Annotated in this window: 20 protein-coding genes and 2 pseudogenes; 14 read left to right on the plus strand and 8 right to left on the minus strand. The window is 66.3% G+C overall.

Annotation, left to right across the window (positions count from 1 at the left end):
* The first annotated feature begins 131 nt into the window (after positions 1-131).
* Positions 132-1,166 carry an NADPH:quinone reductase gene (locus tag E3O47_RS13595; protein ID WP_134420892.1) on the plus strand — a complete coding sequence of 345 codons (1,035 nt, stop codon included), beginning with the start codon at positions 132-134 and terminating at the stop codon, positions 1,164-1,166.
* A gap of 52 nt (positions 1,167-1,218) precedes the next feature.
* Here the strand turns inward: E3O47_RS13595 and deoC are convergent, their stop codons facing one another.
* Genes deoC through deoD form a run of 3 tightly spaced genes read right to left on the minus strand, consistent with a single transcriptional unit; the run spans position 1,219 to position 4,103 of the window.
* The gene (gene deoC / locus E3O47_RS13600; RefSeq protein ID WP_134420894.1) at positions 1,219-1,923 is read right to left on the minus strand and encodes a deoxyribose-phosphate aldolase; all 705 of its coding nucleotides are present in this window, start codon (positions 1,921-1,923) and stop codon (positions 1,219-1,221) included.
* A gap of 9 nt (positions 1,924-1,932) precedes the next feature.
* The gene (locus E3O47_RS13605) at positions 1,933-3,339 is read right to left on the minus strand and encodes an MFS transporter (RefSeq protein WP_134374073.1); all 1,407 of its coding nucleotides are present in this window, start codon (positions 3,337-3,339) and stop codon (positions 1,933-1,935) included.
* The gene (gene deoD, locus E3O47_RS13610; protein ID WP_241986213.1) at positions 3,339-4,103 is read right to left on the minus strand and encodes a purine-nucleoside phosphorylase; all 765 of its coding nucleotides are present in this window, start codon (positions 4,101-4,103) and stop codon (positions 3,339-3,341) included. The genes E3O47_RS13605 and deoD overlap by 1 nt, the downstream gene beginning before the upstream one ends.
* Before the next feature lie 86 nt (positions 4,104-4,189).
* On the opposite strand from deoD, the gene E3O47_RS13615 reads away from it, so the two are divergent.
* Positions 4,190-4,981 (plus strand): GntR family transcriptional regulator, encoded by a 792-nt coding sequence (locus E3O47_RS13615; protein ID WP_104099167.1) that lies wholly within the window; start codon positions 4,190-4,192, stop codon positions 4,979-4,981.
* Between the two features lie 198 nt (positions 4,982-5,179).
* On the opposite strand, the pseudogene E3O47_RS13620 reads toward E3O47_RS13615, so the two are convergent.
* Positions 5,180-5,620: pseudogene (locus tag E3O47_RS13620) on the minus strand (2-deoxyribose-5-phosphate aldolase); the annotation flags it as partial.
* A 37-nt stretch (positions 5,621-5,657) separates the two neighbouring features.
* Positions 5,658-7,745 carry a transketolase gene (gene tkt, locus E3O47_RS13625; protein WP_134420896.1) on the minus strand — a complete coding sequence of 696 codons (2,088 nt, stop codon included), beginning with the start codon at positions 7,743-7,745 and terminating at the stop codon, positions 5,658-5,660.
* Between the two features lie 94 nt (positions 7,746-7,839).
* On the opposite strand from tkt, the gene E3O47_RS13630 reads away from it, so the two are divergent.
* From E3O47_RS13630 to E3O47_RS13665, 8 genes and pseudogenes are all read left to right on the plus strand, one after another.
* Positions 7,840-9,024 (plus strand): ROK family protein, encoded by a 1,185-nt coding sequence (locus tag E3O47_RS13630; protein ID WP_134342814.1) that lies wholly within the window; start codon positions 7,840-7,842, stop codon positions 9,022-9,024.
* A gap of 196 nt (positions 9,025-9,220) precedes the next feature.
* Positions 9,221-9,679, plus strand: a complete 459-nt coding sequence (locus tag E3O47_RS13635) for a PTS sugar transporter subunit IIA (protein WP_134401085.1) — start codon at positions 9,221-9,223, stop codon at positions 9,677-9,679.
* Positions 9,680-9,743: 64 nt separating this feature from the next.
* Complete coding sequence (locus tag E3O47_RS13640) at positions 9,744-10,016, plus strand: PTS sugar transporter subunit IIB (RefSeq protein WP_134342816.1); 273 nt, start codon at positions 9,744-9,746, stop codon at positions 10,014-10,016.
* A 42-nt stretch (positions 10,017-10,058) separates the two neighbouring features.
* Positions 10,059-11,585, plus strand: coding sequence for a PTS ascorbate transporter subunit IIC (locus E3O47_RS13645; RefSeq protein ID WP_134415724.1), 1,527 nt, complete (start codon positions 10,059-10,061; stop codon positions 11,583-11,585).
* Positions 11,586-12,120: 535 nt separating this feature from the next.
* Positions 12,121-13,166: pseudogene (locus E3O47_RS13650) on the plus strand (NADPH:quinone reductase).
* A gap of 388 nt (positions 13,167-13,554) precedes the next feature.
* A complete protein-coding gene (locus E3O47_RS13655; RefSeq protein ID WP_134342823.1) occupies positions 13,555-14,625 on the plus strand; it encodes an extracellular solute-binding protein in 1,071 nt (356 codons plus the stop codon).
* Positions 14,626-14,649: 24 nt separating this feature from the next.
* Positions 14,650-15,663 (plus strand): ABC transporter ATP-binding protein, encoded by a 1,014-nt coding sequence (locus tag E3O47_RS13660; RefSeq protein WP_134415728.1) that lies wholly within the window; start codon positions 14,650-14,652, stop codon positions 15,661-15,663.
* 36 nt (positions 15,664-15,699) lie between these two features.
* Positions 15,700-17,421, plus strand: coding sequence for an iron ABC transporter permease (locus E3O47_RS13665; RefSeq protein WP_166784783.1), 1,722 nt, complete (start codon positions 15,700-15,702; stop codon positions 17,419-17,421).
* A gap of 110 nt (positions 17,422-17,531) precedes the next feature.
* Here E3O47_RS13665 and E3O47_RS13670 read toward each other — a convergent pair whose 3' ends face one another.
* Positions 17,532-18,251 carry an alpha/beta hydrolase gene (locus E3O47_RS13670; protein WP_174722153.1) on the minus strand — a complete coding sequence of 240 codons (720 nt, stop codon included), beginning with the start codon at positions 18,249-18,251 and terminating at the stop codon, positions 17,532-17,534.
* A complete protein-coding gene (locus E3O47_RS16080; RefSeq protein WP_166784784.1) occupies positions 18,248-19,075 on the minus strand; it encodes an alpha/beta hydrolase in 828 nt (275 codons plus the stop codon). Before E3O47_RS16080 ends, E3O47_RS13670 begins: the two co-directional genes overlap by 4 nt.
* 303 nt (positions 19,076-19,378) lie before the next feature.
* Here E3O47_RS16080 and E3O47_RS13680 point away from each other — a divergent pair, with 303 nt between their 5' ends.
* Positions 19,379-19,792, plus strand: a complete 414-nt coding sequence (locus tag E3O47_RS13680; RefSeq protein WP_134415734.1) for a DUF2256 and DUF3253 domain-containing protein — start codon at positions 19,379-19,381, stop codon at positions 19,790-19,792.
* Between the two features lie 195 nt (positions 19,793-19,987).
* Here E3O47_RS13680 and E3O47_RS13685 read toward each other — a convergent pair whose 3' ends face one another.
* Positions 19,988-21,373: an LLM class flavin-dependent oxidoreductase gene (locus E3O47_RS13685; protein ID WP_104099292.1), complete on the minus strand. Its 1,386-nt coding sequence runs from the start codon at positions 21,371-21,373 to the stop codon at positions 19,988-19,990.
* 291 nt (positions 21,374-21,664) lie between these two features.
* On the opposite strand from E3O47_RS13685, the gene E3O47_RS13690 reads away from it, so the two are divergent.
* The 3 genes from E3O47_RS13690 to E3O47_RS16225 all read left to right on the plus strand — a co-directional run bounded on the left by E3O47_RS13690 (position 21,665) and on the right by E3O47_RS16225 (position 25,396).
* Positions 21,665-22,135 carry a hypothetical protein gene (locus E3O47_RS13690; protein ID WP_134415736.1) on the plus strand — a complete coding sequence of 157 codons (471 nt, stop codon included), beginning with the start codon at positions 21,665-21,667 and terminating at the stop codon, positions 22,133-22,135.
* A 133-nt stretch (positions 22,136-22,268) separates the two neighbouring features.
* Complete coding sequence (locus tag E3O47_RS16155) at positions 22,269-23,198, plus strand: hypothetical protein (RefSeq protein ID WP_174722154.1); 930 nt, start codon at positions 22,269-22,271, stop codon at positions 23,196-23,198.
* 215 nt (positions 23,199-23,413) lie between these two features.
* A complete protein-coding gene (locus tag E3O47_RS16225) occupies positions 23,414-25,396 on the plus strand; it encodes a DUF2207 domain-containing protein (protein WP_194085917.1) in 1,983 nt (660 codons plus the stop codon).
* Positions 25,397-25,533 lie beyond the last annotated feature (137 nt).

The following is a 25,533-nucleotide window of genomic DNA, read 5'->3' on the forward strand; positions in this document are numbered from 1 at the left end:
GGTACGTCAATATCTCCTGAGATCAGTCAGGACGGGCTGGGTTCGGCACTTCGGAAGCGCCTTGTGCGACTGGCATCAGCTATCGGAAATAACAGAGGAAACATTCCACCCCCACCAGCGTTACCCCTGACATGAAGTCCATTGTGTACAGCCAGACCGGTGACCCGTCCGTGCTTCAGCTCGTCGATCGGCCGGTGACCGAACCCGGAGCCGACGAGGTACAGGTCCGGATCGTGGTCAGCGGCGTGAATCCCACCGACTGGAAGTCGCGCCGCGGCTCGGCACCGGGCCAGGCGCTGGCGTTCGACGACGTCGTGCCCGGCCAGGACGGTGCCGGCATCGTGGAGGCGGTCGGCGCCGGCGTGCAGCACGTCAGCGTGGGCGACCGGGTGTGGCTGGCCCTTGCGGCGTACCAGCGCGCGAGCAGTGGCACGGCCCAGGAGCACGCCGTGCTACCCGCGGAGCGTGTTTTCCCGCTGCCGCCGAATGCGAGCTTCGACCAAGGCGCGAGCCTCGGAGTGCCGGCGATCACGGCGTACCGGGCGCTGACGGTGGCCGAAGACGGGCCGCACCGGCTGCACCCGGGTGCCCTCGCCGGCAAGGTGGTGCTCGTGGCCGGCGGAGCTGGTGCGGTCGGGCACGCGGCGATCCAGCTGGCCCGGTGGGCGGGGGCATCCGTTGTCACGACCGTGAGCGGTCCGGCGAAGGCGGCGCTCGCCACGGCGGCCGGCGCGCAGCACGTGCTCACCTACACCGACCCGGATGTCGTCGCCCAGATCCGGGCGATCGCGCCGGAGGGGGTGGACCTGATCGTGGAGGTCGCGCCGGCCCAGAATGCGCGGCTGGACCTGGCCGTCATCCGTAATCGGGGGTCGATCGCGGTCTATGCCAACAACGGTGGCGACCAGGTGACGCTCGACGTGCGCCAGCACTTCAGCCTCAACGTGCGCTACCAGTTCGTGCTGCTCTACACGGTGGGCGCCGACGTGATTCGGGCGGCGGCCGAGGACATCACCGCGGCCCTCGTTGATGGCGCGCTGAGCGTGGGGGAGGAGGCAGGGTTGCCGCTGCACCGCACCGACCTCGCGCACACGGCGGATGCCCATGCCCTGGTCGAGAACGGGGTTGTCGGGAAGGTACTGATCGACGTCTCGGCCGGCCGGTAAGAACATGCGCGCCGGGCTCACACAAGATGGAATGTGCGCGCCCAGCCGAAGGTCAGTAGCCCCCGGCGCCTTCGGCCGAAGACGCACCGGAGAGCAGTGCCGCGCTGCCCGAGACACCAAGCCGGGTCGCGCCGGCTTCGATCATGGCCAGGGCATCGTCGAAGCTGCGTACCCCGCCCGAGGCCTTGACTTCGGCTCGGTCGCCCACGGTCTGCTTCATCAGGCGCACCGCGTGCACGGTCGCTCCGCCGGCGGGGTGGAAACCAGTGGAGGTCTTGACGAAGTCGGCTCCCGCGGCGACGGATGCCTGGCACGCGCCGACGATCTCGGCATCGGTCAGCGCAGCGGATTCGATGATCACCTTGAGTACCTTCGGTGCCGGAACGCTCGCGCGCACGGCCGCGATGTCAGCCTGCACGTCTTCAAAACGGCCGGCCTTGACGGCACCGATGTCGATGACCGTGTCGATCTCGTCGGCTCCTTGCTCGATGGCGAGGGCGGCCTCGGCGGCCTTGATGGCGGAGTGGTGCTTGCCGCTGGGGAAACCGCAGACGACCGCGACCTTGAGGTCGGTGCCGGCGGGGATGCTGAGCGGCAGCATCGACGGGGACACACAGATCGAGTAGGTGCCGAGCCTGACGGCCTCCGCGATGAGTGCGGTCACGTCTGCTGCCGTGGCCTCGGGCTTCAGGAGGGTGTGATCGATGTGCTGGGCGACCATGGCGGCGCTGAGGGGGACGGTGGGGGTCGAAATCATGGTGTGTCCTTAGTTGGTGACGGGTGCGGGTTCGGGTTCGCCTCGGCGCTCCAGGACCACGACGAAGACGCGGTAGAGCACCAGGCCGAGGGCGGCGACCGCCGCGAGAATCAGTAACACCGTTCCGTAAGAGGCCGCCGAGTCGGTGCCGGCGATGCCCCCGAGCAGGTTGGGCTTCAGGTCCATCAGGGTTGCGGTGTAGGCGATGCCGATCGGCACTGCCATGTTGATGGTGAGGTTGTAGAAGCCGATGGCGATACCGGATTTCTCGACCGGCACCCGCCCAATGGCGGTCGATACGAGGGGGCCGTACATCAACGCGAAGCCCATGCCGAACAAGACCATCGAGATCACGAAGATCCCGATCCACTTGTCCACCACCAGAGCCGGGATCAGCATCGAGGCGGTGATCACGATCAACGCCGTGGTGATGGCCTGCTTGGATGTGAGGAACCGGGCGATTTTGCCGGTGGCCGAGCCGACTATCACTGCGGCGATGTAGCCGGGGATCAGCAGCAGGGAGACCTCACCCAGGTTGTAGCCGTAGATGTCGGATACCAGGAAAGGGAAGAGGAAGGTGTAGCCGAGCTGGACCGAGTAGATGACGAATACCACGATGATCATCAGCGAGTATTGAGCGTTGGCGAAGAACGCGATGGTGATCACGGCGTTGTCGTTGGTTCGGATGTGCCAGATGAACAGGATCAGCCCCGCGACGACTGGCACCAGGTACCAGGGGTTGAAGTTCTGCATGAACAGGATGATGCCGGTGGCGAACACCGCGATCAGGAAAAGCCCGAGCACGTCCACGTGGCTGTCGTTCGTTTCCTCCGCAGCAACCGTGCGGAGCACGAGCGGGATGGTCAGCAGGGAAAGCAACGTGACCAGGAAGAAGGCCGCCCAGCCGATGTAGGTGGCGATGAAGCCGCTGCCGACGGTGCCGATCAGTAGCGACAGTTGGAAGGCTGCGGTGCTGAAGCCCAGGTACTTCTTCTGCTCGTCGCCCCTGAAGTGCTTGGTGACGTAGATCACGTAAAGGGTCTCGGCGGCCGCCAGACCGGCGGTCTGGATCAGCCGGCCGATTAGGACCAGCCAGAAGTTGGCCTGGAAGATGAAGCCGACGATCGACCCGATCGTCATCACGAGGATCGCGAAAATGATGAGTTTCCGGATACTGATCGAGTCGGCCAGCGCGGCGTACACCACGGCACCGATACCGATCAGGATGCCGGTCAGCGTGGCTTGCAGGCTGACAGTGTTGACGGGCAGGTTGAGATCCAGCGCCAGCGCCGGCGACATGAACTTGAAGCCATTGTCCAGCACCAGCGAAAACACGAAGAGGAACAGCAGGATGGGGACGGCCCGGGTCGGGTTGAAGACCGGAGTTGGACGCTTGGCGTGAGTCGCGTTGCTCATCAGATCAGTTCCAGCGCGATCTCGATCATTCCTGTGAAGGCGGTCTGCCGTTCCTCGGGGGTGGTCTTGGCGTTGGTGACGAGCTGGTCGCTAACAGTGAAGATGCCCAGCGCATCGACGCCCCCGGCCGCGGCGTTGGCGAACAGACCTGCCGACTCCATCTCGGCGGCCAAGATGCCCATCTTCATCCACTTCCCCATGGCGTCCGGATCGGCGCCGTAGAACAGGTCGGACGAGAGCACATTGCCCACGTGGGTGCGTTGACCGCGCTCGTCGGCGATCCGTTTGGCGTGCTCGAGCAGCCTGTACGACGACAGCGGCGCCCATGAACCGGGCAGGTTGAACTGGTGCAGGTAGTTGGAGTCGGTCGACGCGCCCTGGGCGATAACTACGTCGTAGAGCTCCATGTTCTTCTGCATGGCGCCGCAGGTGCCCACCCGGATCAGGTTCTTGACCCCGAAAAAGTGGATCAGCTCATAGCTATAGAGCGAGATGGAGGGGATGCCCATACCCGTGCCCATTACGGACACGGGACGCCCCCGGTAAATGCCCGTAAAACCCAACATGTTACGAACCTCGTTGAAGCACCGGATGTCGTCGAAGTAGGTCTCGGCGATGAATTTCGCTCGCAGCGGGTCCCCCGGAAGGAGGATCGTCTCGGCGATGTCCACCCCTTTCGGATCAATGTGCGGCGTGCTGTTCGTGGGGGGATGCAGACCCTTCATCGTTGACGGTGATCCGACCCTCGTGGTGGTTGAACTCATGTTGACCCCTTCGTCTGAATAGTATGAAGTTATACCTCTCAGGTAGCATATCAAATGTGATACGTTCGGGGTGACAAGGAGGTCTCGTGACGACCCGTTTGGAACCGCACCCGTTCTTTCACCAGCAGCTCTACCTCACCGTCGGCCAGCCGATTCGAGTCGCCGTCTACACGCGGCTCGCAGATGGAATCCGCTCTGGTGTGTTCCGGCTCGGCGAAATGCTGCCGAGGGAAACAGAGCTCTCGGCAATGCTCGGCGTCAGCCGCACACCCGTACGCGAGGCGCTGATGCTCCTCGAAGAAGACGGGTTACTGGTCACCCGTCGCGGAGTTGGACGATTCGTAACGGACTTCATCCCGCACGGAGGACTGGAGCAGCTGCGGCCATTTGAGGTCGCCTTAGCCGACCCGAACATGACGTTGACTGTCCAGCCGGTGCGCTTCGAGTTGGAAGGGGTTACAGACTTCGTGTCCCACCGGCTCTCGCTCGACCCGGCTGCCAACGCCTGGATCCGCGAGAGCGTCTTGCTGCAGGATGGCGTTCCCGTTGCCACTGTTCAAGAGCATCTCCCCGCTGGGCGCTACCTCAGTGATGTGAGCGCGCGAATCGCATCCGAACTCTCGGAGATCGCCGCCGAACCACGGACACTCCTCGCATCCATGCAGGCAAACGGCCACGTCTTCACAAACAGCGTGTGCCAGATCGTCGCAACCGACGCTGGCCCCACGCGAGCGAAACTGCTGAACATAGGGCCGTCAGCGGCGGTCCTCATCCTCACCCAGACAGCGGAGCACGGCGGAGTTCCGATCTACGCCGCAAAATGTGTCGTCGCGCCCGGCCACGGGTCACTGTCGGTAAGGCAACATAACCCGAACTAGGGGTGCTTTTCGGCGGGGGATCAGGCTGAATGTGGGCGACCCTGTCGGCGGCCACGTCGGCCCCTTGTCGAGCGCATGCAGTGCGAACGCGCGCGGAACGATGCGACGGTTCCAGGCGAGCAGACCTGTCCGCCCAATCGAGTCCGGCGAGGCCGGCACGGACGCCCAGTAGGTGCCGGTCGGGACGGCGTGCGTGCTGCCGCTGAGCAGTGCGGCGCTGCCGGAGACGCCGAGGCGACTCGCGCCCGCAGCGATCATAGCGCGGGCATCGTCGAAGCTGCGCACGCTGATGACCTTGAGCACCTTCGGTGCGGGGGTGCTCGCGCGCACGGCCGCGATGTCGGCCTGCACGTCGGCGAACCGGCCGGGCTTGACAGCACCGATGTCGATGACCATGTCGATCTCATCGGCGCCCTGCTCGATGGCGAGCGCGGCCTCGGCGGCCTTGACGGAGCTGTGGTGCTTGCCGCTGGGGAAGCCGCAGACGACCGTGACCTTGAGGTCGGCGCCGGCGGGGATCAAGAGCGGCAGCATCGACGGTGATACGCAGACGGAGTAGGTGCTGAGCTCGATCGCCTCGGCGATGAGGGCCGTCAACTCTGCGGCGGTGGCCTCGGGCGTGAGCAGGGTGTGGTCGATCTGGCGGGCGACGCTTGTGGCGTCGGGGCGAGAGTGATCATGAGGTGCGTTCTTCGTTGGTGAGGGGTTTGGAGGTGCCTTGCGGCGTGCCGGGGTGCGCGCCGAGGGTGACGTGCGCGGCGGCGATGACCGCGTCGAGGTGGATGCCGCGGCGACGCAGCACCTCGGGGCCGCTGCCCGACTCGCCGAATTCCTCGATCGACACCACGCACCCGTCGAGGCCGACCCAGCGGTACCAGGCGTCGCCGCGGCCCGCCTCGACGGCGACGCGGGCGCGCAGGGCGGTCGGTAACACCGATTCGCGGTAGTCGGCGTTCTGCTCCGCGAACCACTCGGCACAGGGCAGGGAGACCACGCGGGCGGAGATGCCCTCCTCTGCCAAGCGGGCGGCGGCATCGATCGCGAGGTGGACCTCGCTGCCGGTGGCGAGGATGGCCAGGTCGTCACCGTCGCCGTGTTGCCAGCGCACATAGCCGCCGGCCGTGACGCCTGCAGGAGTTGTGTCGCTGCTCTCGAGCACCGGCAGATCCTGCCGGCTGAGGATGAGCGCGACAGGCCGGTCGGGGGAGGCGAGGATGCGACGCCAGGCGGCGACGACCTCAATGGAGTCGGCGGGGCGCACCACGTCGAGGCTCGGAACGGTGCGAAGCGACGCGATCTGCTCGACGGGCTGGTGGGTGGGGCCGTCTTCGCCGACGGCGACGGAGTCGTGGGTGAAGACGTACACCGCGCCGAGGCCCATCAGGGCGCCGAGACGGATGCTCGGGCGCATGTAGTCGCTGAAGACCAGGTAGGTGGAGGCGAACGGGCGCCACGGGCCCTGCAGGGCGATGCCATTGAGGATGGCCGCCATGGCGTGTTCCCGGATGCCGAACCGGATGAACTCGCCGGCCGAGTTGGTTGCGGAGAAACGGTCGCCGTCGACCTCTACGGTGGTGGAGCCGGCGAGATCTGCGGAGCCGCCCCACAGGGGAACTGCGCCCTGCAGGGCGCGGAGCACGGCGCCGTTGGTCTTGCGGGTGGCGATCAGGTCGCCGGGGCTGCCGACCTTGACCGAGTCGAGAGCAGACGCGTCGAACTCGCCGCCGCGGAAGGCAATCCAGCGCGCTGCGGCCTCGGGGTCGAGGGTGCTCCAGGAGGCCAGGTCGGCCTCCCATTCGCGGTGCAGTTCATCGCCGCGGGTGAGCGCCCCGCGGGTGTGTTCGAGGGTCTCGGGGGCGACGAGGCCCTGCAGGGGAGCATCGGGGGCGAAGCCCAGTGTCGTCTTCACCGCGGCGAGCTCGTCGGCGCCGAACCCACCCGCGTGCGCGGCCGACCTGCCGCCGAACTTTGCGGAGGGGGCACCGATGACCGTGCGGAGAGCAACCAGGGTGGGGCGGCCGGTGCGTTCCGCCGCCGCGCGGAGGGTGGCCTCCAGGGCATCAAGGTTGTTGGGGGTGTCGATCTCGAGCACGCGCCATCCGTAGGCCCGGTACCGGGCGCGCACGTCTTCCGTGAAGGTGTCGGCGGTGCTGGAGTCGATGGTGATGCCGTTGTCGTCCCAAATGAGAACCAGGTTGTCGAGGCCGAGGGTGCCGGCCAGGCTCGACGCCTCGCCGGAGACGCCCTCCTGCAGGCATCCGTCGCCGGCCAGCACCCAGGTGGTGTGGTCGAGCAGGGTGGAGCCGGGGGTGAACACGGCGCTCTCGTGCCGGGCTGCCATGGCCATGCCCACCGCGGATGCGACGCCCTGGCCGAGCGGGCCGGTGCTCATCTCCACGCCCACGGTGTGATGCACCTCGGGGTGTCCGGGCGTCTTGGAGCCGAGGGAGCGGCTCTTGGCGAGGTCGTCGAGGGTGAGGCCGTAGCCGGTGAAGAACAGCTGGGTATAGAGCAGAAGGCTGGCGTGACCGGCGGAAAGAACGAAGCGGTCGCGGGCGGGCCAGTCGGGGTGGGCGGGGGAGTGACGCAGAACTCGGGAGAACAAGACGTGGGACAATGGCGCCAATGCCATGGCGGTGCCGCCGTGTCCATGTCCTTTGGCCTGCACGATGTGGGCGGCCAGGGCTTGGGCACTCGCGACAGCGCGGGTGTCGAGCTCGGGCTGCGTCGTCGTTGACGTGGGATTTGTTGATTCGGTAGCCATGGGAGACACTTTGGTATACAAATGTACTTAAGTCAATAACGGATCCGGCGAGTGTGCAGTGCACCCGCGGATGCGTCGGAGGGGTAAGGATTCGATGGCTCACACTTTATCTACGGGCTCGGGCGTGGTGCTCGGTCTGATCCGGTCCGGCCTCGCCACCACCCGCAGCGGCCTCATCGACCAGCTCGGCTGGTCGCGGATCACCCTGGCGCGGCGCCTGGACGAACTGCTGCTCGCGTCGATCGTGGTGAGTGTGGGGCAACTCGATTCCCGCGGCGGCCGCCCGCCCGAGGAGTTCGCGGTCAATCCGCACGCCGGCCTGCTGTTCGCCGTGGACATTGGTGGATCGCACACCCGGCTGGCCATCACCGACCTGGTCTCCACCATTCTCAGCGAGGATGAAGCCGACATCGGGCTGAGCGAGGGGCCGGCCAAGATCTTCGAATGGGCCGGCCAGGTCTTCGACCACATGCTCGATCGGCTCGGCAAGACCCGCGCCGACGTGGTGGGGATCGGCGTGGGCGTGCCCGGCCCGGTCGATTTTGTGACCGGGCGGCTCGCCACCGGGCAGGTGGACGCGCAGTGGGACGGCGTTTTGGTGAAGGACTACTTCGCCGGCCGCTTTGACAATGCCGTATTCGCCGTGGACCGGGACGTGAACATCATGGCGCTCGCCGAGGCGCGGCGAGGCTGGAGCGAATACCGAGACGTGGCGGTGCTCAAAGCCGGCATCGGGGTCGGTTTGGCGTTTGTGCTCGACGGCTCGATCTACCACGGCTCCCGAGGAGGCGCGGGCGATCTCAGCCCGGTGCGCTCCGGCGGAGCCCGCACCGAACGGCTCGAGACGAGCGCCAGCGGTGCGGTGATCCGCCGCGAGCTGCAGCGCCGGGGCTACCGGGTGCGCACCAGCAACGACATCGTCGGCCTCGCCAACCAGGGCGACCCCGAGGTGCGGCGGCTGCTCAGCGAGACCGGCACCGCCATCGGGCAGAGCCTGGCGCACGTGGTGGGTCTGCTCAACCCGCAGGCCGTGGTGGTCGGCGGCAACCTCGCCCAGGCCGGCGAGCCCTTCCTCGGCGCCATCCGCGACGCTATCTTCGCCGGCGCCCGGGACTTCGCCCTGCAGGGGCTGGTGGTGGAGAAATCCCGGCTCGGCCACATCGCCGGCATCACGGGAGCCTCGCTCATCGCCCAGGACGCACTCTTCGAGGCCGACCGCATCAGCCGGTTAACCCGTGGCGCCCTGCCCGGTCTCTCCCCGCTCGTTCCGTCGATCTAACTCGCGCTGGAGCCTCGGCAGTTCCCACACTGGCCGCGCCCGCCATTCGTTGCCTACGACGCCATTTGGCGACGCTAGAGAGTCAATTTCAAAAACTTTAGTACATTTATAGACAAAAGGTCGCTCAGGCTTGTACAATCATCCCAATCGCCCTCGCAATCAGGGGTGGATCGAATCCAAACAACGGAGTTCATTCGTGGCACTCAACCTCGCCGAAGCACTGTCGTCCATCGTGACCCAGGCGGATGCAGCCGACTGGCGTGCCGCGATCCGTCTCGCCGGCGACGGCCTCGTGTTGGGTGGAGCAACCACGGATGCTTACACCGACGAGATGATCGACGCTGTCGAAAAGCACGGCCCCTACATCGTCATCGCCCCGGGCATCGCCCTGGCGCACTCCCGGCCGTCTCCGGCGGTTCTCACCGGCGGACTCAGCTGGGTGAGCCTGGCCACCCCCGTCAAATTCGGCAACAAGGCCAACGACCCCGTCAACCTCGTGATCGGGCTCGCCGCCGTCGACCACGACGCTCACCTCGCCGTGATGCGCGCACTGGCCGGTGTTCTCTCCGACAGCTCGGCCATGGAGCGCCTCACCGCGGCCACCAGTCCGGCCGACGTTCGCGCCGTGCTCGGCGGGTTCGCCGCAGTCGCGTAACGCGCGGCACACGCATCCACCCCACTCTTCTACTCTCTGATCTCACCCAATCGAAAGGCACCCCATGAAGATCGTCGCCGTCTGTGGAATGGGCATCGGTACGTCCGTGCTCCTGAAAATGAACGCCGAGAAGGTTCTCGCGAAGCTTGGTATCGATGCGGATGTCGAGGCCGCCGATATGGGCGTGGCTCGCGGTGCCGCTCAGACGGCCGAGATCGTGCTCACCTCGGCGGAGCTGGCCGAAGAACTCGGCGATGTTCCCGCCGAGGTCATCGTCATCAACAACTTCTTCGATCTCGAGGAGATCACTGAGAAGCTCACCGCCGCCGTCGAGTAACCCCTTTCACCTTCCCTTCTCACAGAATATGGAGCTCCCACAATGGAGTGGCTCGTCGTCGTACTGAACTTCATCGGTCAACAGATCCTCAACGTTCCGGCTTACCTGATCGGCATAATCACCGCCATCGGACTTATGGCACTCAAGCGCAACGCCGGACAGGTGATCGGCGGCTCCCTCAAAGCGGCCCTCGGCTTCCTGATCCTCGGTGCCGGCGCCGGCGTCGTGGTGGGCTCCCTCGACCCGCTGGGCAAACTGATCCTCGCGGTCACCGGCGCCCAGGGTGTTATTCCCACCAACGAGGTCATCACCGCCATCGCGCAGGACGAGTTCGGCGCCCAGAGCGCCTACGTGCTCACCCTCGGGTTCCTGGTGATGCTGGCCCTGGCCCGCTTCACCCCGCTGAAGTACGTCTTCCTCACCGGGCACCACATGGTCTTCATGGCCACGATGCTCACCGTGGTGCTCTCCGTCGGATTCGGAGACGGCGCCGGCTGGCTCGTGGTCGTCATCGGCGCTCTGCTGCTCGGCGTGATCATGGTGGTCATGCCCGCGTTCGCGCACCCCTGGACCAAGAAGATCACCGGCAACGACACCATCGCGATCGGCCACTTCGGCACCCTCGGCTACATCGCTGCCGGTGCCGCCGGCCAGGCCGTCGGTCACCGCAGCAAGTCGACCGAAGAGATCAAGTTCCCGCAGGGCCTCAAATTCCTGCGCGACTCGATGGTCGCCACCTCACTGTCGATGGTTCTCATCTACATGGTCTTCGCCATCTGGGGCCTCATCGCCCTGCCGCTGCAGGAGGCGCTCGACATCTTCGGCTCCGCCGACGCCGGCGCGTTCATCATGGCGGCCTTTGCCCAGGCCCTGCAGTTCGGTGTGGGTGTCGCAGTCATCCTCTACGGTGTGCGCACGGTGCTCGGCGAGCTGGTTCCCGCGTTCCAGGGTATCGCCGAGAAGGTTGTGCCCGGTGCGCGTCCCGCGCTAGACATCCCGATCGTGTTCCCGTTCGGCGCCAACGCAGTGCTCATCGGCTTCCTGAGCTCGTTCGCCGGTGGCCTCCTTGCGCTAGGTGTGCTGGCAATCTGGCTGAACCCGATGTTCGGGCTCGCACTGATCCTCCCCGGCATGGTGCCGCACTTCTTCACCGGTGGTGGAGCCGGTGTCTACGGCAACGCGACCGGCGGACGCCTCGGTGCCATGCTCGGTGGCTTCGTCAACGGCGTGATCATCACCATCCTGCCCGCCATCCTGCTGCTGGTCCTCGGCGACTTCGGCTTCGCCAACAGCACCTTCGGCGACGCCGACTTCGGTTGGTTCGGCACCCTCGTGGGTGTCAGCGTCGGTGTGGGCGGCGGACTCGGGGTCGTCCTTGCGATCCTCATCGCCGTGGTGCTCGTCAGCGTCGCGATCGTCTACCAGATCCACGTTGTGGACAAGGGCTGGGTGCCCGGGGCCAAGCGTGACGTCTGGATCGCCGAAGAGAAGGCGGCCGAGAAGGCCGTTCTCGACGCCGAGAAGGCTCGTCGCAAGGCGGAAAAGGAAGCGGCGGCCGAGGCCGTTTAGGTTCACCGGCTCGACGTTTCGCCAGAGGGCGGCCCCGCGGTGCGGGGTCGCCCTCTGTTCCTGTTCGGAGTGCTTCGGGGCTGGGTTCTGACACCTGTACCGGCTGGGAGCACGGTCAACGTATTCGACCTGGTCACGCCGATCGGCGTGAATCGTTCCAGGTGTGCTCGCTCAACCGCGCGTGCGAGTGCCGCGTTCAAGGCAGCGATGTCGAAACTCGACGGATCATTGATATCTATGCCATCTTCCGCTAAGAGCGGTGCCATCTCCTGAAGAAGGTCATTGGCCATGCTTGGCCGGTGGACCATGCCGGCTGCGCCGAATGCGCTTCGGAAATTGGGGTCGTCTAAGGGGGTGGACATGCTCCGAGCTTGGGCGCGGGGCGGCTGCGGAGTCGCGGTGAGGAAGGCGGTTTCGTGCGATTTTCGGTATGCCTGCGCGATCGGTGATGCCGCACTGGTGCGCGTCGTAGGGCCGAAGCCCGAGAAGAGAGCAAGGCGAGAACCTTTCCACTCCCACCCGCGTTACCCCTGACATGAAGTCAATTGTGTACAGCCAGACCGGTGACCCGTCCGTGCTTCAGCTCGTCGATCGGCCGGTGACCGAACCCGGAGCCGACGAGGTACGGGTCCGGATCGTGGTCAGCGGCGTGAATCCCACCGACTGGAAGTCGCGCCGCGGCTCGGCACCGGGCCAAGAGCTGGCGTTTGACGACGTCGTGCCCGGGCAGGACGGCGCCGGCATCGTTGAGGCGGTTGGCGCCGGCGTGCAGCACGTCGGCGTGGGCGACCGGGTGTGGCTGGCGCTCGCCGCGTACCAGCGCGCGAACAGCGGCACGGCCCAGGAGTACGCCGTGCTTCCGGCGGAGCGGGTCTTCCTGCTGCCGGAAAATGCCAGCTTCGACCAGGGCGCGAGCCTCGGAGTGCCGGCGATCACGGCGTACCGGGCGCTGACGGTGGCCGAAGACGGACCGCGGCGGCTGCACCCGGGCGCCCTGGCCGGCAAGGTGGTGCTCGTGGCCGGCGGAGCAGGTGCGGTCGGGCACGCGGCGATCCAGCTGGCCCGATGGGCGGGGGCATCCGTTGTCACGACCGTGAGCGGACCGGCGAAAGCGGCGCTCGCCACAGCCGCCGGCGCGCAGCACGTGCTCACCTACACCGACCCGGACGTCATGGCCCAGATCCGGGCGATCGCACCGGAGGGGTGGACCTGATCGTGGAGGTCGCACCGGCCCAGAACGCGAGGCTGGACCTGGCCGTCATCCGTAATCGGGGGTCGATCGCGGTCTATGCCAACAACGGCGGCGACCAGGTGACGCTCGACGTGCGCCAGCACTTCAGCCTCAACGTGCGCTACCAGTTCGTGCTGCTCTACACGGTGGGCGCCGACGTGATTCGGGCGGCGGCCGAGGACATCACCGCCGCCCTCGTCGACGGCGCACTGAGCGTGGGGGAGGAGGCAGGGTTACCTTTGCACCGCACGGACCTCGCGCACACGGCGGATGCCCATGCCCTGGTCGAGAGCGGCGTTGTCGGGAAGGTGTTGATCGACGTGTCGGCGGGGTTCGCTCCGGCGGCGTGAGCAATGTGCACCGTGAACCGTGCGCTCTGAGCAGGGAGTGACGGCCCGCGCCCGCCGAACGCTCTATCGCGCCAACGCTCACCCCCAGCGTCGCCGGAGCTTCAGCCCATTGAATGGCCAACCGCCGACCTGCGCCCATCGTGTGCGCTCTTGGGGGAGCGAGCGCCGAGTAAAACCCGGGTATTTCTGCATCAGCTGCGTGCGCAAGACATCAACTGCGGCATCGCTTCCAACGGCGTCAGTACAGCCAGTTAACGCCAGACGAACTTTCGTTCAGATGGCCTGGAGCTGGATTTGCTGCGCCTTAGTGTGAACGAACCGTTGCTAAAACTTGATTCGGCCGGTGAGTGGCCATCTGCCCTCTCGCGGCCCAGAAAAGGACTGACTCTTGCACAAGCGCACCCTCACCGCGGCCACCCTTGCGACCGTGCTTCTCAGCACCGTCGCGTTGACGTCATGCAGCAGCACGGCAGGCGAGGCGTCGTCGTCGGGGGAATCCTCCGGAACCCTCATCGTCTACACGAACTCCAATTCGGATGGGCGTGGGGAATGGGTGACGGCGAAGGCGGCCGAGGCCGGGATGAAGATCGAGATCGTGGGGCTGGGCGGGGCCGACCTCGCCAACCGCATCGTCGCCGAGAAGAATAACCCGGTGGGCGATGTTGTCTTCGGCCTGAACAATATGTTCTTCGAAACGCTGAAGGCAGAGGATGCCGTTGCCGCCTACACGCCGGAGTGGTCCGGGGATGTCGACAAGAAAGCCGGCGACGCCAAGGACGGGGCGTTCTGGCCCCTGGTCGAACAGGCCATCGTCACCGTCTACGACACCAACACCGTGAAGAGCGCAGACGCCCCGAAACAGGTCAGCGACCTGTGGGACGACGCCGAATACGACGGCCGATACGAAGTGAACACCAGCCTCGGCCAGGCCACCCCGCAATTGGTGCTCGCCGGCTTGCTCGCGCCCTATGCCGACGAGAAGGGTGACCTGGGCATCTCGGATGCCGGCTGGAAGCAGGTGCAGGACTACTACGAGCACGGTTCGCCAGCCGTCGAGGGCACCGACCTGTATGCGCGCCTGACCCGCGACGAGGTCGACTACGGCGTGCTTCCGAGCAGCGGAATCACCAGCCGCGACGCCGAATACGCCACCAAGACCGGCGTGATCAGCCCGGAAGACGGTGTCCCCTACGTCACCGAACAGATCGCGGTCATCAACGGCACGCCGCGCCAGGAGCAGGCCGAGAAGTTCATCGACTGGTTCGGCGGCGCCGAGGTGCAGGGCGAGTTCGCCGCCGAATTCGCGTCCTACCCGGTGAATGAGAAGGCTCGCGCAGAGGCGCTTCCCGCGGTCGTCGAATTGATCGAGTCCCTCCCCAAGCAGGACATCGACTGGTCGCTGACCCGCGAACGTATTTCCGAGTGGGTCGAGAAGACCGAGCTCGAGTACCTGCCCTAAGTCTCGGCCCGGGCACGAACAGTCATGATCAGATTCGAGAATGTCGAAGTGAGCTTCGGCGAGAAGATCGCCATCCCCGACCTGACCCTCGAGATCGAGCAGGGTGAGTTCTTCACCCTGCTCGGGCCCTCCGGGTGCGGCAAGACGACGGCCCTGCGCACGCTCGCGGGGTTCATCGAACCGTCCCGGGGTGAAATCTACATCGACGGGAAGGTGGCCACCCGGCTGCCGAGCGAAAAACGCAGCGTAGGCATGGTCTTCCAGAACTACGCGCTGTTCCCCAGCATGAGCGTGTGGGAGAACATCGCGTTCGGCCTGCGGGTGCGAAAGACCAGGAAGGCCGAAACGGCGCTGCTCGTCGACGAGATCGCCGCGCAGGTCGAGCTCATCGAGGAGCAGCTCGCGAAGAACGTGTCCGAACTCTCCGGTGGCCAGCAGCAGCGGGTCGCCATCGCCCGGGCTCTCGTGCTCAAGCCGCGCATCCTGCTGCTCGACGAGCCCCTCTCCAATCTCGACGCCAAGCTGCGCGTGCAGCTGCGCGAACAGCTGAAAAACCTGCAGCGGGAACTCGGCATCACCACGGTGTACGTCACGCACGACCAGGAAGAAGCACTCACCATGAGCGACCGGATCGCCGTGTTCAACCACGGCGTGGTCGAGCAGGTAGGCACCCCGGAGGAGATCTACAACCGCTCCGGCACCGAGTTCGTGTGCACCTTCGTCGGTGCGATGAACAAGCTCTCGGGCGACGTCGTGCACCAGCTGCGCCAGCGCGGCGGCACCGGTCTTGCACCGGCAAAAACGTCGTACCTGCGCCTGGAGAAGGTGTCGTTGCAGGCGCCCCCGGGCAACACGGATGCGATCCGGCTCGACGGCGTCGTCGCCGGCCGTTCCTACCACGGCTCGCACAGCACCTACACAATCGACAGTCATGGCAGCAGTATTCGTGCACTGGTGCCCGAGGGCGGCGGATCTGCGCTGGAACCGGGTTCTGCGGCGCAGTTGTATATCGACCCGTCGTCGATCCTGCAGTACTAGAGGGGGGCATCCGTGCGCACTTCGTCGTGGGCTTCAATGTTCCGATCCCCGTTCGTCGTCATCATCACCCTGGTGACGCTGTGGTTCGTGGCAACGTTTTTGGTCTTCCCGAACGCCAACCTGCTCATCAGAACCTTCTTTCCGGAGGGCCAGTTCAGCTTTCGGGCCGTGGAGAAACTGGTCAGCTCCGAACGCGCGATGAACAGCCTCTGGCACAGCTTCGCGCTGGCCGCCACGCTGGCCGTCACGGTGAATGTCGTCGGCATCTTCATCGTTCTCGTCACCGACTATTTCAAGATCCGGGGCGCACGGATGCTGTGGCTCGGCTACGCCACCACCCTCATCTACGGGGGCATCGTGCTCGCCGCCGGCTACAACTTCATCTACGGCCGCTACGGATTCGTCACCAACGCCGTGCGCAACTGGTTTCCTGAGATCGACCCGAACTGGTTCTCCGGCTACTTCGCGGTCGTCGTCGTGATGACGCTGGCCACGACGACGAACCATATGCTTTTCCTGGGATCGTCGCTGGCGAAGATCGACTACCAGACCATCGAGGCGGCACGCAATATGGGCGCGTCGACCATGGGCATCCTCTGGCGAATCGTGTTGCCCGCCCTGCGCCCGATGATCTTCGCCGTGACAGTTCTCACGTTCCTGACCGGTCTCGGCGCACTGACAGCGCCGCTCGTGTTGGGCGGCACCGATTTCCAAACGATCGCCCCGATGATCCTCACCTTCTCCAAGAGCACCGGGTCGCGTGACCTCGCCGCGCTGCTCGCCGTGATCCTCGGCCTGGCGACCATCGTGCTGCTGGCAATGATGAACCGGGTCGAAAAGTCGGGGGTGTACTTCTCGGTGGCGAAGGTGGCGACCCCGCTGCAGAAGCAGAGAATCCCGAACCCAGTGGCGAACGCTGCCGTGCACGTTGCCGCCTACGCTCTCTTCGTCGTCTACGCGACGCCGGTGCTGCTGATCGTGCTGTTTTCCTTCGTGCACTCGAGTGCCATCGTCACGGGAAGCATCAGCTGGGATTCGTTCACGCTCGACAACTACGCCACGGTCTTCGGCACACCCGCAGTGCTCCGACCCTTCGTGGTCAGCGTCGTCTACAGCGCGCTGGCGTCGGTGATCGTGGTCGGCGGGATGCTATTCGTCTCACGGTTGCTGCAGAAACACCGCAACCTGTTGACCGCCACGCTGGAGTACCTGCTGCACATCCCCTGGATCCTGCCGACGATTCTCATCGCCCTCGCCCTCGTCATGACGTTCGACCGCCCAAACCCGATGGTCGGCGGCCAGGTGCTCACAGGAACGACGAGTCTCCTGTTGATCGCCTACGTGATCGTGAAGATCCCGTTCACCCTGCGATTGCTCAAGGCGGCTTTCGCATCGGTGCCGGAGTCGCTCGAGGATGCCGCCCGCATCCTCGGTGCCGGGTCGATGTTCACCCTTCGCACGGTTCTGGTTCCGCTGGTTCTCCCTACCGCGGCTGCGATCACGGCACTCAACTTCAACAGCCTGCTCGACGACTATGACGCCGCGGTGTTCCTGTATCACCCGCTCTACCAACCCCTCGGTGTTGCGATCAAGGCCAGCACGGAGGGGGAGAACAACCTTGACTCCATGTCGATCACGTTCGTCTACACCGTGTTGCTCATGATCATCATGGGGTTCACCATGTACCTGGTCTACGGGCGAGGAGGCTCGTCGACGAAGCGCCATACGCGCCGCGCCCGCACTGTCGCGGCGAAGTAGTCGGGGCGGAGTCCTCCCTGCGCCTGAACATCAGCCCGAGCGGTCAGGCTCCGCGTGCAGCAGGGCAAGCACCTTCCCCGCGTGACCGAAGGTCGATCTGCGACCCGGAGTCAGACTGCCGACTCCGCGGCATCCGTCACCGCGTCGAGCACGGCACGCACGGCCGCCGGGTCACCGAGGATGCGGAAGTGCCCGCCGACCCTGAGCTGGATGTTGCGGGCGCCGACGAGTTCACTGCCCTCGGGGACATGCGGGTCGAACACCCCGTAGATAGACGTGATGCGGTCGTTGACCCGGTGGTCCAGGCCGAGGTCGTGCAGGGCCACGTTGGCGGGAGCGAAGGCACGGATGCTCGGCACGACCCAGTAGCGCGCATAGCGGGAACCGCCGAAGGGAGCACTGATCGCGGTCATTCCGCTCACCCGGCGGCCCGGGTCATCCGTCGTCATGAGCAGTTTGCCGATCAGGCCGCCCTTGCTGTGCGCCACGATGACGACGCCGTTCAGGTTCTCCCGCTCGAGGTAGGCGGCCACGGTCGCGGCGGCATCCGCCAGAGAACGCCGGTTGCGGCCGAGCTTCGCCACCACGTGCACCGGATGCCCGTGGCCGTGCAGTATCTCAATCAACGGTCGCATGAACTGCCAGGATTCATACACCCCGGGGATGATCACGATCGGGGCTTTGGTACCGGAGCGGAAGTCCGTGGGCCGGGCGCGGGAGAGGAACGCACGGGTCTGGCCGGTCGCCGCATAGACATAGTCGAGCAGCCACCACCAGGCCTCGCGCAGATGGCGACTCAGCAGACGGGGGTTCAGGAGACGGCGAATCATTGTGCCGGGTGCGCGACCGACGGAAGCCGCAGGGCGTGCCCCTCGATGATGGCGGCGGTTTGCACGGCGGCACTGTGGTGCACCAGGTGGCGGTGCCCCGCGACCTCGAACACATGCCCGTCCGGCGCGGCGGCGGCCAGCGATGCACACCAGGTGCTGCCCGAGACGGGGTCGTTGGTGCCTCGGATCACGAGGATGGGGGAGTGCACCTCGCCAAGGGCCAGGTCGGTGCGGTAGCCGAGCATGGGGACGAGCTCGGTGGAGAACCAGCGCGGGCCGCACTCGAGGTAGTCACGGAACACGATCAGATTGCCCGACGGCGACTCCTTGGCCACATCCCGGGTCAGGCCCAGCGCCTGTTGCACGGCTGTCGACCGGCGGGGATCGGTGACAGGGCCGATCAGAACCAGGTGGGAGACGGCATCGGGGCGTTGCCGGGCCACCTCGGTGACGAATTGGGCGCCCATCGAATGGCCGACCAGGACCGCCCGCGGCACCTCGAGTCGATCAAGTAGCCGGCCGAGCAGGGCGCCGTATTCTTCGACAGCGAGCGGCCGAACGGGCCGGCGGGTGCCGCCGAATCCGGGCAGATCGAGCGAATGGGTATGCCCGATGGCGGCCAGGCTCCTCTGCACCCGGCGGTAGTAGCGGTGCGACGCCCCGATGCCGTGGACCAGCAGGTAGGTCGGCGCGTCCGGCGAAGGCGAGGTGCTCTTCAGGGAGTGCACGGTGAATTGATGCCCATCAACCTCGATGCTGCGGCTACGGGCAGGAACAGCGGCTGCGCGCCATCGTTCGACACGCGCTCGGTCGGTGCTCGTCACGGGATTTCCTTCGGGTTCAGGTGCAAAAATCCTAGCCTCCGGCAGTGTCGGGTGGCCTGGGCGCTCACGGGGGCTGAGACATCCGTCACTGATAAGACGGATGCGGGCCGAATTCGTCACGCCCGCGGCGCCGATGGGTCGGGCGCGCCCTGCCTGGCGGCCTGCCCGGCGCCCTGCCCGGCGCCCTGCAGCCCCGAGAGTCGCCGATTCTGCCGAGAATCGCCGCTGGAACGGCGACGCTCGGCGCAAACGGCGGCTCTCGGCGGCTCTCGGCGACCCGCGCCATCCCGCAGGATAGAAGGCATGGCCCACCGTCAACGAAAGCCCGCCGATTCTGACCCCGCCCGTGACCGGGCGGACAAGACGTGCGCCTCGTGTGGGCGGCGCATCGAGTGGCGCATGAAGTGGGCCGACAACTGGGAGTCGGTGAAGTACTGCTCGACCGCTTGCCGCACACATGGGGTCACGGCGACCGACCTCAAGCTGGAAGAGGCTATCGCGACACTGCTCAGTGCGCGGGCGACGGATGCCACGATCTGCCCGTCCGAGGCGGCGAAAGTGGTCGGCGGTGACGGCTGGAACGACCTGATGGAGCCGGCCCGACGCGCCGCACGCCGCATGGTCGCCCGCGGTGACCTGCAGATCACGCAGGGCGGGGCCGTGGTCGATCCGTCGACGGCGAAGGGTCCGATCCGGTTGCGGCGGGTGCGGACATAGGCGCAGTACCCGCGCTCACCGAGTGCCGTGGCCCGAGACCATTGCCCGCATTCTGGCCGCCGCCACCGCGCGGCCGCCGGTCGTGCTGCGGCGCGAGCGTGAGCAGGTGCTAACTGGCCGGGCGCCGCCGCACGGATTTCCCCCGGCTGCTGGTGCAGTCGGGGATTGCATAGGGCGAGCGGCGGTCGCCGCTCGTCACCTAACGGATTGGTTCACCCCGAGTCGATAATCGGCTCCGTGGTGCTCCTCGGGCAGACGGTCGCCGCGCCCGTGCAACTTGTTGCGTAGAGTGCCCTCGACGTACTCCTCCGGGTAGGCCCCGCGACGACGCAGCTCGGGAATCACGAACTCGACCACGTCTTCGAACGTTCCGGGTGTGATCGCGTAGGCGAGGTTGAACCCGTCAACATCGGTATCGGCGACCCACTCCTGTAGGTGATCGGCAACCTCTTCCGGTGAGCCGACGATGAACGGCCCCAGGCCGCCGATTGCGCCGAGCTTCGCGATGTCACGCACGGTCCACTCGGAGCCGTCATCATTCGCGGCCTGAAAATTTGCCACCGCCGACTGGATCGCGTTGCTCTTCACGTTGCCGATCGGCTCGTCGAGGTCATACCGGGAGAGATCGATGCCCATCCAGCCCGACATGAACACCAGGGCGCCTTCTTCGCTCGCGTAGGAGAGGTAGTCCTGATGTTTTGCGTGCGCCTTCTCGCTGGTCTCGTCGGTGATGATTGTCAGCAGCGTGTAGATCTTCGCGGAGTACCGGTCTCGACCGGCCTGCTCGAGCGCATCCCGGATCTTGCTCACAGTCGCGGTGAGGCCGGACTTGGTCGAAGCGGCCACGAAGATCGCCTCGGCGTTGCCGGCGGCGAAGGCGATACCGCGCGGCGATGCCCCGGCCTGATAGATCACCGGCGTGCGCTGCAACGACGGCTCGGACAGGTGGATCCCCGGCACGGTGAAGTTCTTGCCGTAATGCCCGATCTCATGCACCTTGCTCGGATCGGTGAACACCCCGGTCTCCCGGTCGCGGATGACGGCATCGTCTTCCCACGAGCCCTCCCACAACTTGTACAGCACCTCGAGATATTCGTCGGCGACGTCGTAACGGTCGTCATGCTCCAACTGGTCTTCATGCCCCATGTTGCGGGCGGCGCTCGGCAGATAACCGGTGACGACGTTCCAGCCGACGCGACCCTTCGTCAAATGGTCGAGCGTCGACATCCGTCGTGCGAACGGGTACGGATGCTCGTACGCTGTACCCGCGGTCACGCCGAACCCGAGGTTCTCGGTCACCGCCGCCATGGCGGAGACGAGCAGAATCGGGTCGTTCACGGGAACCTGGGCCCCGTGCCGGATCGCTGCTTCGTTCGAACCGCCATAGACGTCGTACGTTCCGAGCACATCGGCGATGAAAATGCCATCGAAAGTGCCTCGCTCGAGCAGCCTGGCCAGGTCGGTCCAATAGGAGAGGTCCTTGTATCGCCAGGACTGGTCAAGCGGATGCCGCCACATTCCTGAGGACTGGTGCGCGACGCAGTTCATGTCAAAAGCGTTGAAGCGAATTTGTCTGGGCATGCCACCCATCCTGCGGCGCGGTCGTTGACGGCGCCACAGCACTCGCCATTTGGCGTAACACACGGGGAGCGACGGGCTGAATCCCGCAGATCCGCCCGGAGCGGCGCGGTTTGAATCCCTCGCCGCGCACGAGACCGCCACGCTGCCGCCGACGCTGCTGGCCGCCTGAATCGTACGGGCCACCGGCACGACGACCATATTCGCGCTGCTGTTGACCATCGTCTTCTCGGTCGCCCTTGCATTGGCTCCAGCAGTTCGGGCGCCATTCTCAGCGTGCTCGGCTGGCGCTAAATGTTCAACCTCGTGCTCCTGATCGCCCTCAGCGTGCTCGTCGTGGGCGGCTTGGGGCTGAAGAACGTCACCACTCCGCGCAAGACGCCGATCGATGTGGTCTTGGTCATCCTCTCGGCGCCCGGCTTCGGCCAGCTCGTCTACGGCCTCAGCAACCTGAATGCGGAATCCGGCGGCATCGGCTCGGTTGCGGGCTGGCTGCCGACCGCTCCGGGCCCACCCAACTGCTCATCACGGGCTCCAGCCGCGTTCCTGTGCGGCGCCGTGATCTCGCTGTTCGCGATCCCCGCGGCGTTCTTCATTCGCCGCGCGGCAGCTGCGCCGCGCGGGCGCGGTAACTGCGCCGTTCCGCGCGTGGCACGCCATCGGCGCAGCGGCGCAGCACGCGCACAGCGAGACCAGGGCCGCCGCGCGGGGCCCGCCGAACCCGGTGTCCCGGCCCGGCTACCCATGACTTTCACAGAATACTGAGCGTTTGTTCAGAAACATGAGACAGAGTATAAGTTTCGTCTGCGCCGTCCCCCGAAAGCGCAGGCCCGCTGCTCAGTGAGTTGGCGCGCGCACGCGTGCGAGCTTGCGTAACACGGAAGTCAAGCGCACATACATGCCCGAAACACCCGAAGAAATCCGCATCCGATTCGCTGCCCAAAATAAGCGAAGCAACAGCATTCCCAGCAGCAACAGCACCACCGGCCCCACCAAGATCAACCGTCCGCACCGCATCGTGCTCATCGCCACCAGTGTGCTCGCCGTCACCGGCCTCGCAGTCGGCGCCGGCTTCGCCGGTCAGTCCGCCTCCGCCACCCAGGACCGTGTCTCGGCCACAACCGAACTCGCCGACAGCACCGGCCTGCACCGTGAACAGCTCGGCGCCTACAGCGCGGTCGCCAAGGCGCACGTCGACAACTCGGCATCCATCACCCTGAACGAGGCCAATCAGGTCATCGCCGCCACCCAGGACAAGGTGGATGCCTCCGGCCTCGCCGCGGTCGCCAGCTCGCTCGCCAGCTACGAGATCCTCCCTCTCGACGAGATCACCTCGCTGACCGCCCAGACCAAGGCCGAGACTGCCGCCGTCACCGCGGCGTCGATCGAAGCCGATCGGGTCGCCGCCGAGGCCGCCGCCGCTGAGGCCGCCGCTGAGGCCGCCGCCGCCGCTGAGGCCGCTTCTCAGGCCGCCGCCGCTGAAGCCACCCGTGCCCAGTCGCTGGCCTCCGGCAACACTCCTGCCGGCGCGCGCGCCACGGCTCAGGCCATGGCCGCGTCCCAGTACGGCTGGGGCGCCGACCAGTTCTCCTGCCTGAACCAGCTGTGGCAGAAGGAATCGGAGTGGAAGTACGACGCCGTGAACTCCAACGGCGGTGCCACCGGCATCCCGCAGGCGTTGCCCGGCAACAAGATGGCGACGGCCGGCAGCGACTGGGCCACCAACGCGACCACGCAGATCGCATGGGGCCTCGGCTACATCAAGGCCTCCTCCTACGGCACCCCGTGCGCCGCCTGGTCTCACTCGCAAGCCAACAACTGGTACTGATGCCCTGACTACCCGTAGCACCAAAGCCGGTCGTCCCCTCGTGGAGGGGCCGACCGGTTTTCTCGTTGCCGGGCTCTCAGCTGTCGGTTCGCATGCACCGAAGGGACCCGTGCTGCACTAGCCTTCGAAGGGCGGATGTTGTGGGGACAGCACGGCTCGGCGCGGTCGACGCCGCATCGAGGCTCCCGGCTCCGACAGAAACAGGGAGCGGCAATATGCACGGGATCGCACCGTCCAGACATCCGTTACGTCGATTCGTGCAGGTCATCGCCGCGCTCGCGGTTTCGGCGGCGCTCGCGCTCGGGATGCCGGCCGTCGGGACGCCCCTGGCCGCGTCGGCAGACACCGGTGACTTCACATTCACCTCCTTCGAGGCCGACTACTACCTCTCCCGTGACGACGCCGGGCACTCCACCCTGCGCACGGTCGAGACGTTCGTGGCGCAGTTCCCGAACTTCGACCAGAACCGAGGCATGGTGCGCCTCCTCCCCAACGACTACAACGGGGTGCCGCTGAACACCACCGTCGAATCGGTCACCGACGCCACCGGAGCCCCCGTCTACTTCGAGACGTATGACCAGGGCTCCGTCACCGAGATGCCGATCGGCACCGATGAGTTCGTGCGCGGCCAGCAGACCTACACGATCACCTACACGCAGCAGAACGTGGTGCGCGCGTTCGCCGACACCGACGACGACGAGCTCTACTGGGACACCAACGGCACCGGGTTCGACCAGTCGTTCGGCTCCGTCACCGCGCGCGTGCACGTCGACCCGAGCGTCGCCGAGTTCCTCACCGGCGACACCGCCTGCTATTCCGGGGCCCAGGACGACGGCGCCCGGTGCGAGATCAGCCAGACCACGGATGCCGCAGTGCCCGGATCCACGGGCCAGCTGTTCACCTCGTCCGTGCAGGGTCTCGGTCCGCGGCAGAACCTGACCGTGGCCATCGGCTTTGCACCCGGCACCTTCGTGTCGGTGCCGGCCTCGGCCAGCTACAGTGCGAGCGATTCGGACAACGGCGGGGGAGAACCGGCGACCGGGCTGCTGTTCCTGGTGGCGGCTGTCGGCTTTCTCGGGGTCGTGCTCGCCTTCATCCGTCGCCGACTCGGCCAGCGCGACGCCCGCGGCCGAGGCACCATCATCGCCCAGTACAGCGTGCCGAAGGGTTACAACCTGCTGGAGGCGGGGGACCTTGCGAATCGGTCGAAGACGGCTATCGCCGCGCAGATTGTGAGCCTGGCGGTGCGCGGCACGGTGCGCATCCTCGACTATCCGGTCAGCGCCGGCGGCGGCGACTACACGCTGCAGCTGCTGACCGTGGAAGGCGTGGACGCTCAGGAGCGAAAGCTGCTGGAGACGCTGTTCCCCCGCCTGACGATCGGAGCGACGCGGGAACTGGGGGTCGCCGACAGCACACTCGCCGCCAAACTGAGCGCGTTCCTCCCCGCCGCGACAGCGTCGGTCATCGAGCGCGGCTGGCGGGCCAAGGTGACCGGCCGCGGCGGCAGGTGGATCGCCATCGGAATGGCCGTCGTGCTGCTGCCGGCCCTGGCCGTCCTCGGTGCGGTGGCGCTGATCGACGGCTCCCCGAAGTTCGGCGAGGTGATGACGGTCGCCGTCATCGCAGCGCTGTTCCTCTACCTGGCCCTCTACCTCGCCCAGGGCACGGTGCAGCTCACCGATTCCGGGGCCGATCAGCGCGACTACCTCAAGGGACTGAAGGTCTATCTAGAGCTCGCCGAAGAGGAGCGTTTCCGCATGCTGCAGAGCCCGGACGGCGCGCTGCGGGCCACGATGCCTGCCATGCCGGGTGTCGCTTCGGGGGCGCTGCCGAGCCCGGTGACGGATGCCGCCGAAACACCCGACACCGTCGAACTGGTCAAGCTCTATGAGGAGCTGCTCCCCTTCGCGGTGCTCTGGGGCGTCGAACGGGACTGGGCGAAGGAGCTCGTCGTGCTCTACGAGCACGGGGCGCCGGCGCCGGGCTGGATCGTGTCGCAGGGAGGCTTCACCGCGAGCGGCTTCGGCGTCGCCATGAACGGTTGGGTCGCTTCGGTCCTCACCTCTGCCACGGTTCCCGTCAGCTCCAGCAGCGGCGGCGGATACTCCGGCGGCGGAGGAAGTTTCTCCGGCGGCTCCGGCGGCGGCGGGTTCTCCGGCGGTGGCGGTGGCGGAGGCGGTGGCGGCGGCCGTTGACGACTGCCGGGTGTGCAGCCGTCAACGCATCCGTGGTCCGTCGTGCCGGCGCGGGTGCCGCGCCGCTTCGCTGGTGGCATGCCATCCGCAGAGCGGCGCACCTCCCGCCCGTCGAGCAGAGTGGAACGGGAAAGGGC

The organism is Cryobacterium sp. TMT2-17-1, from assembly GCF_004402765.1.
GTDB classification, from domain to species: domain Bacteria; phylum Actinomycetota; class Actinomycetes; order Actinomycetales; family Microbacteriaceae; genus Cryobacterium; species Cryobacterium sandaracinum.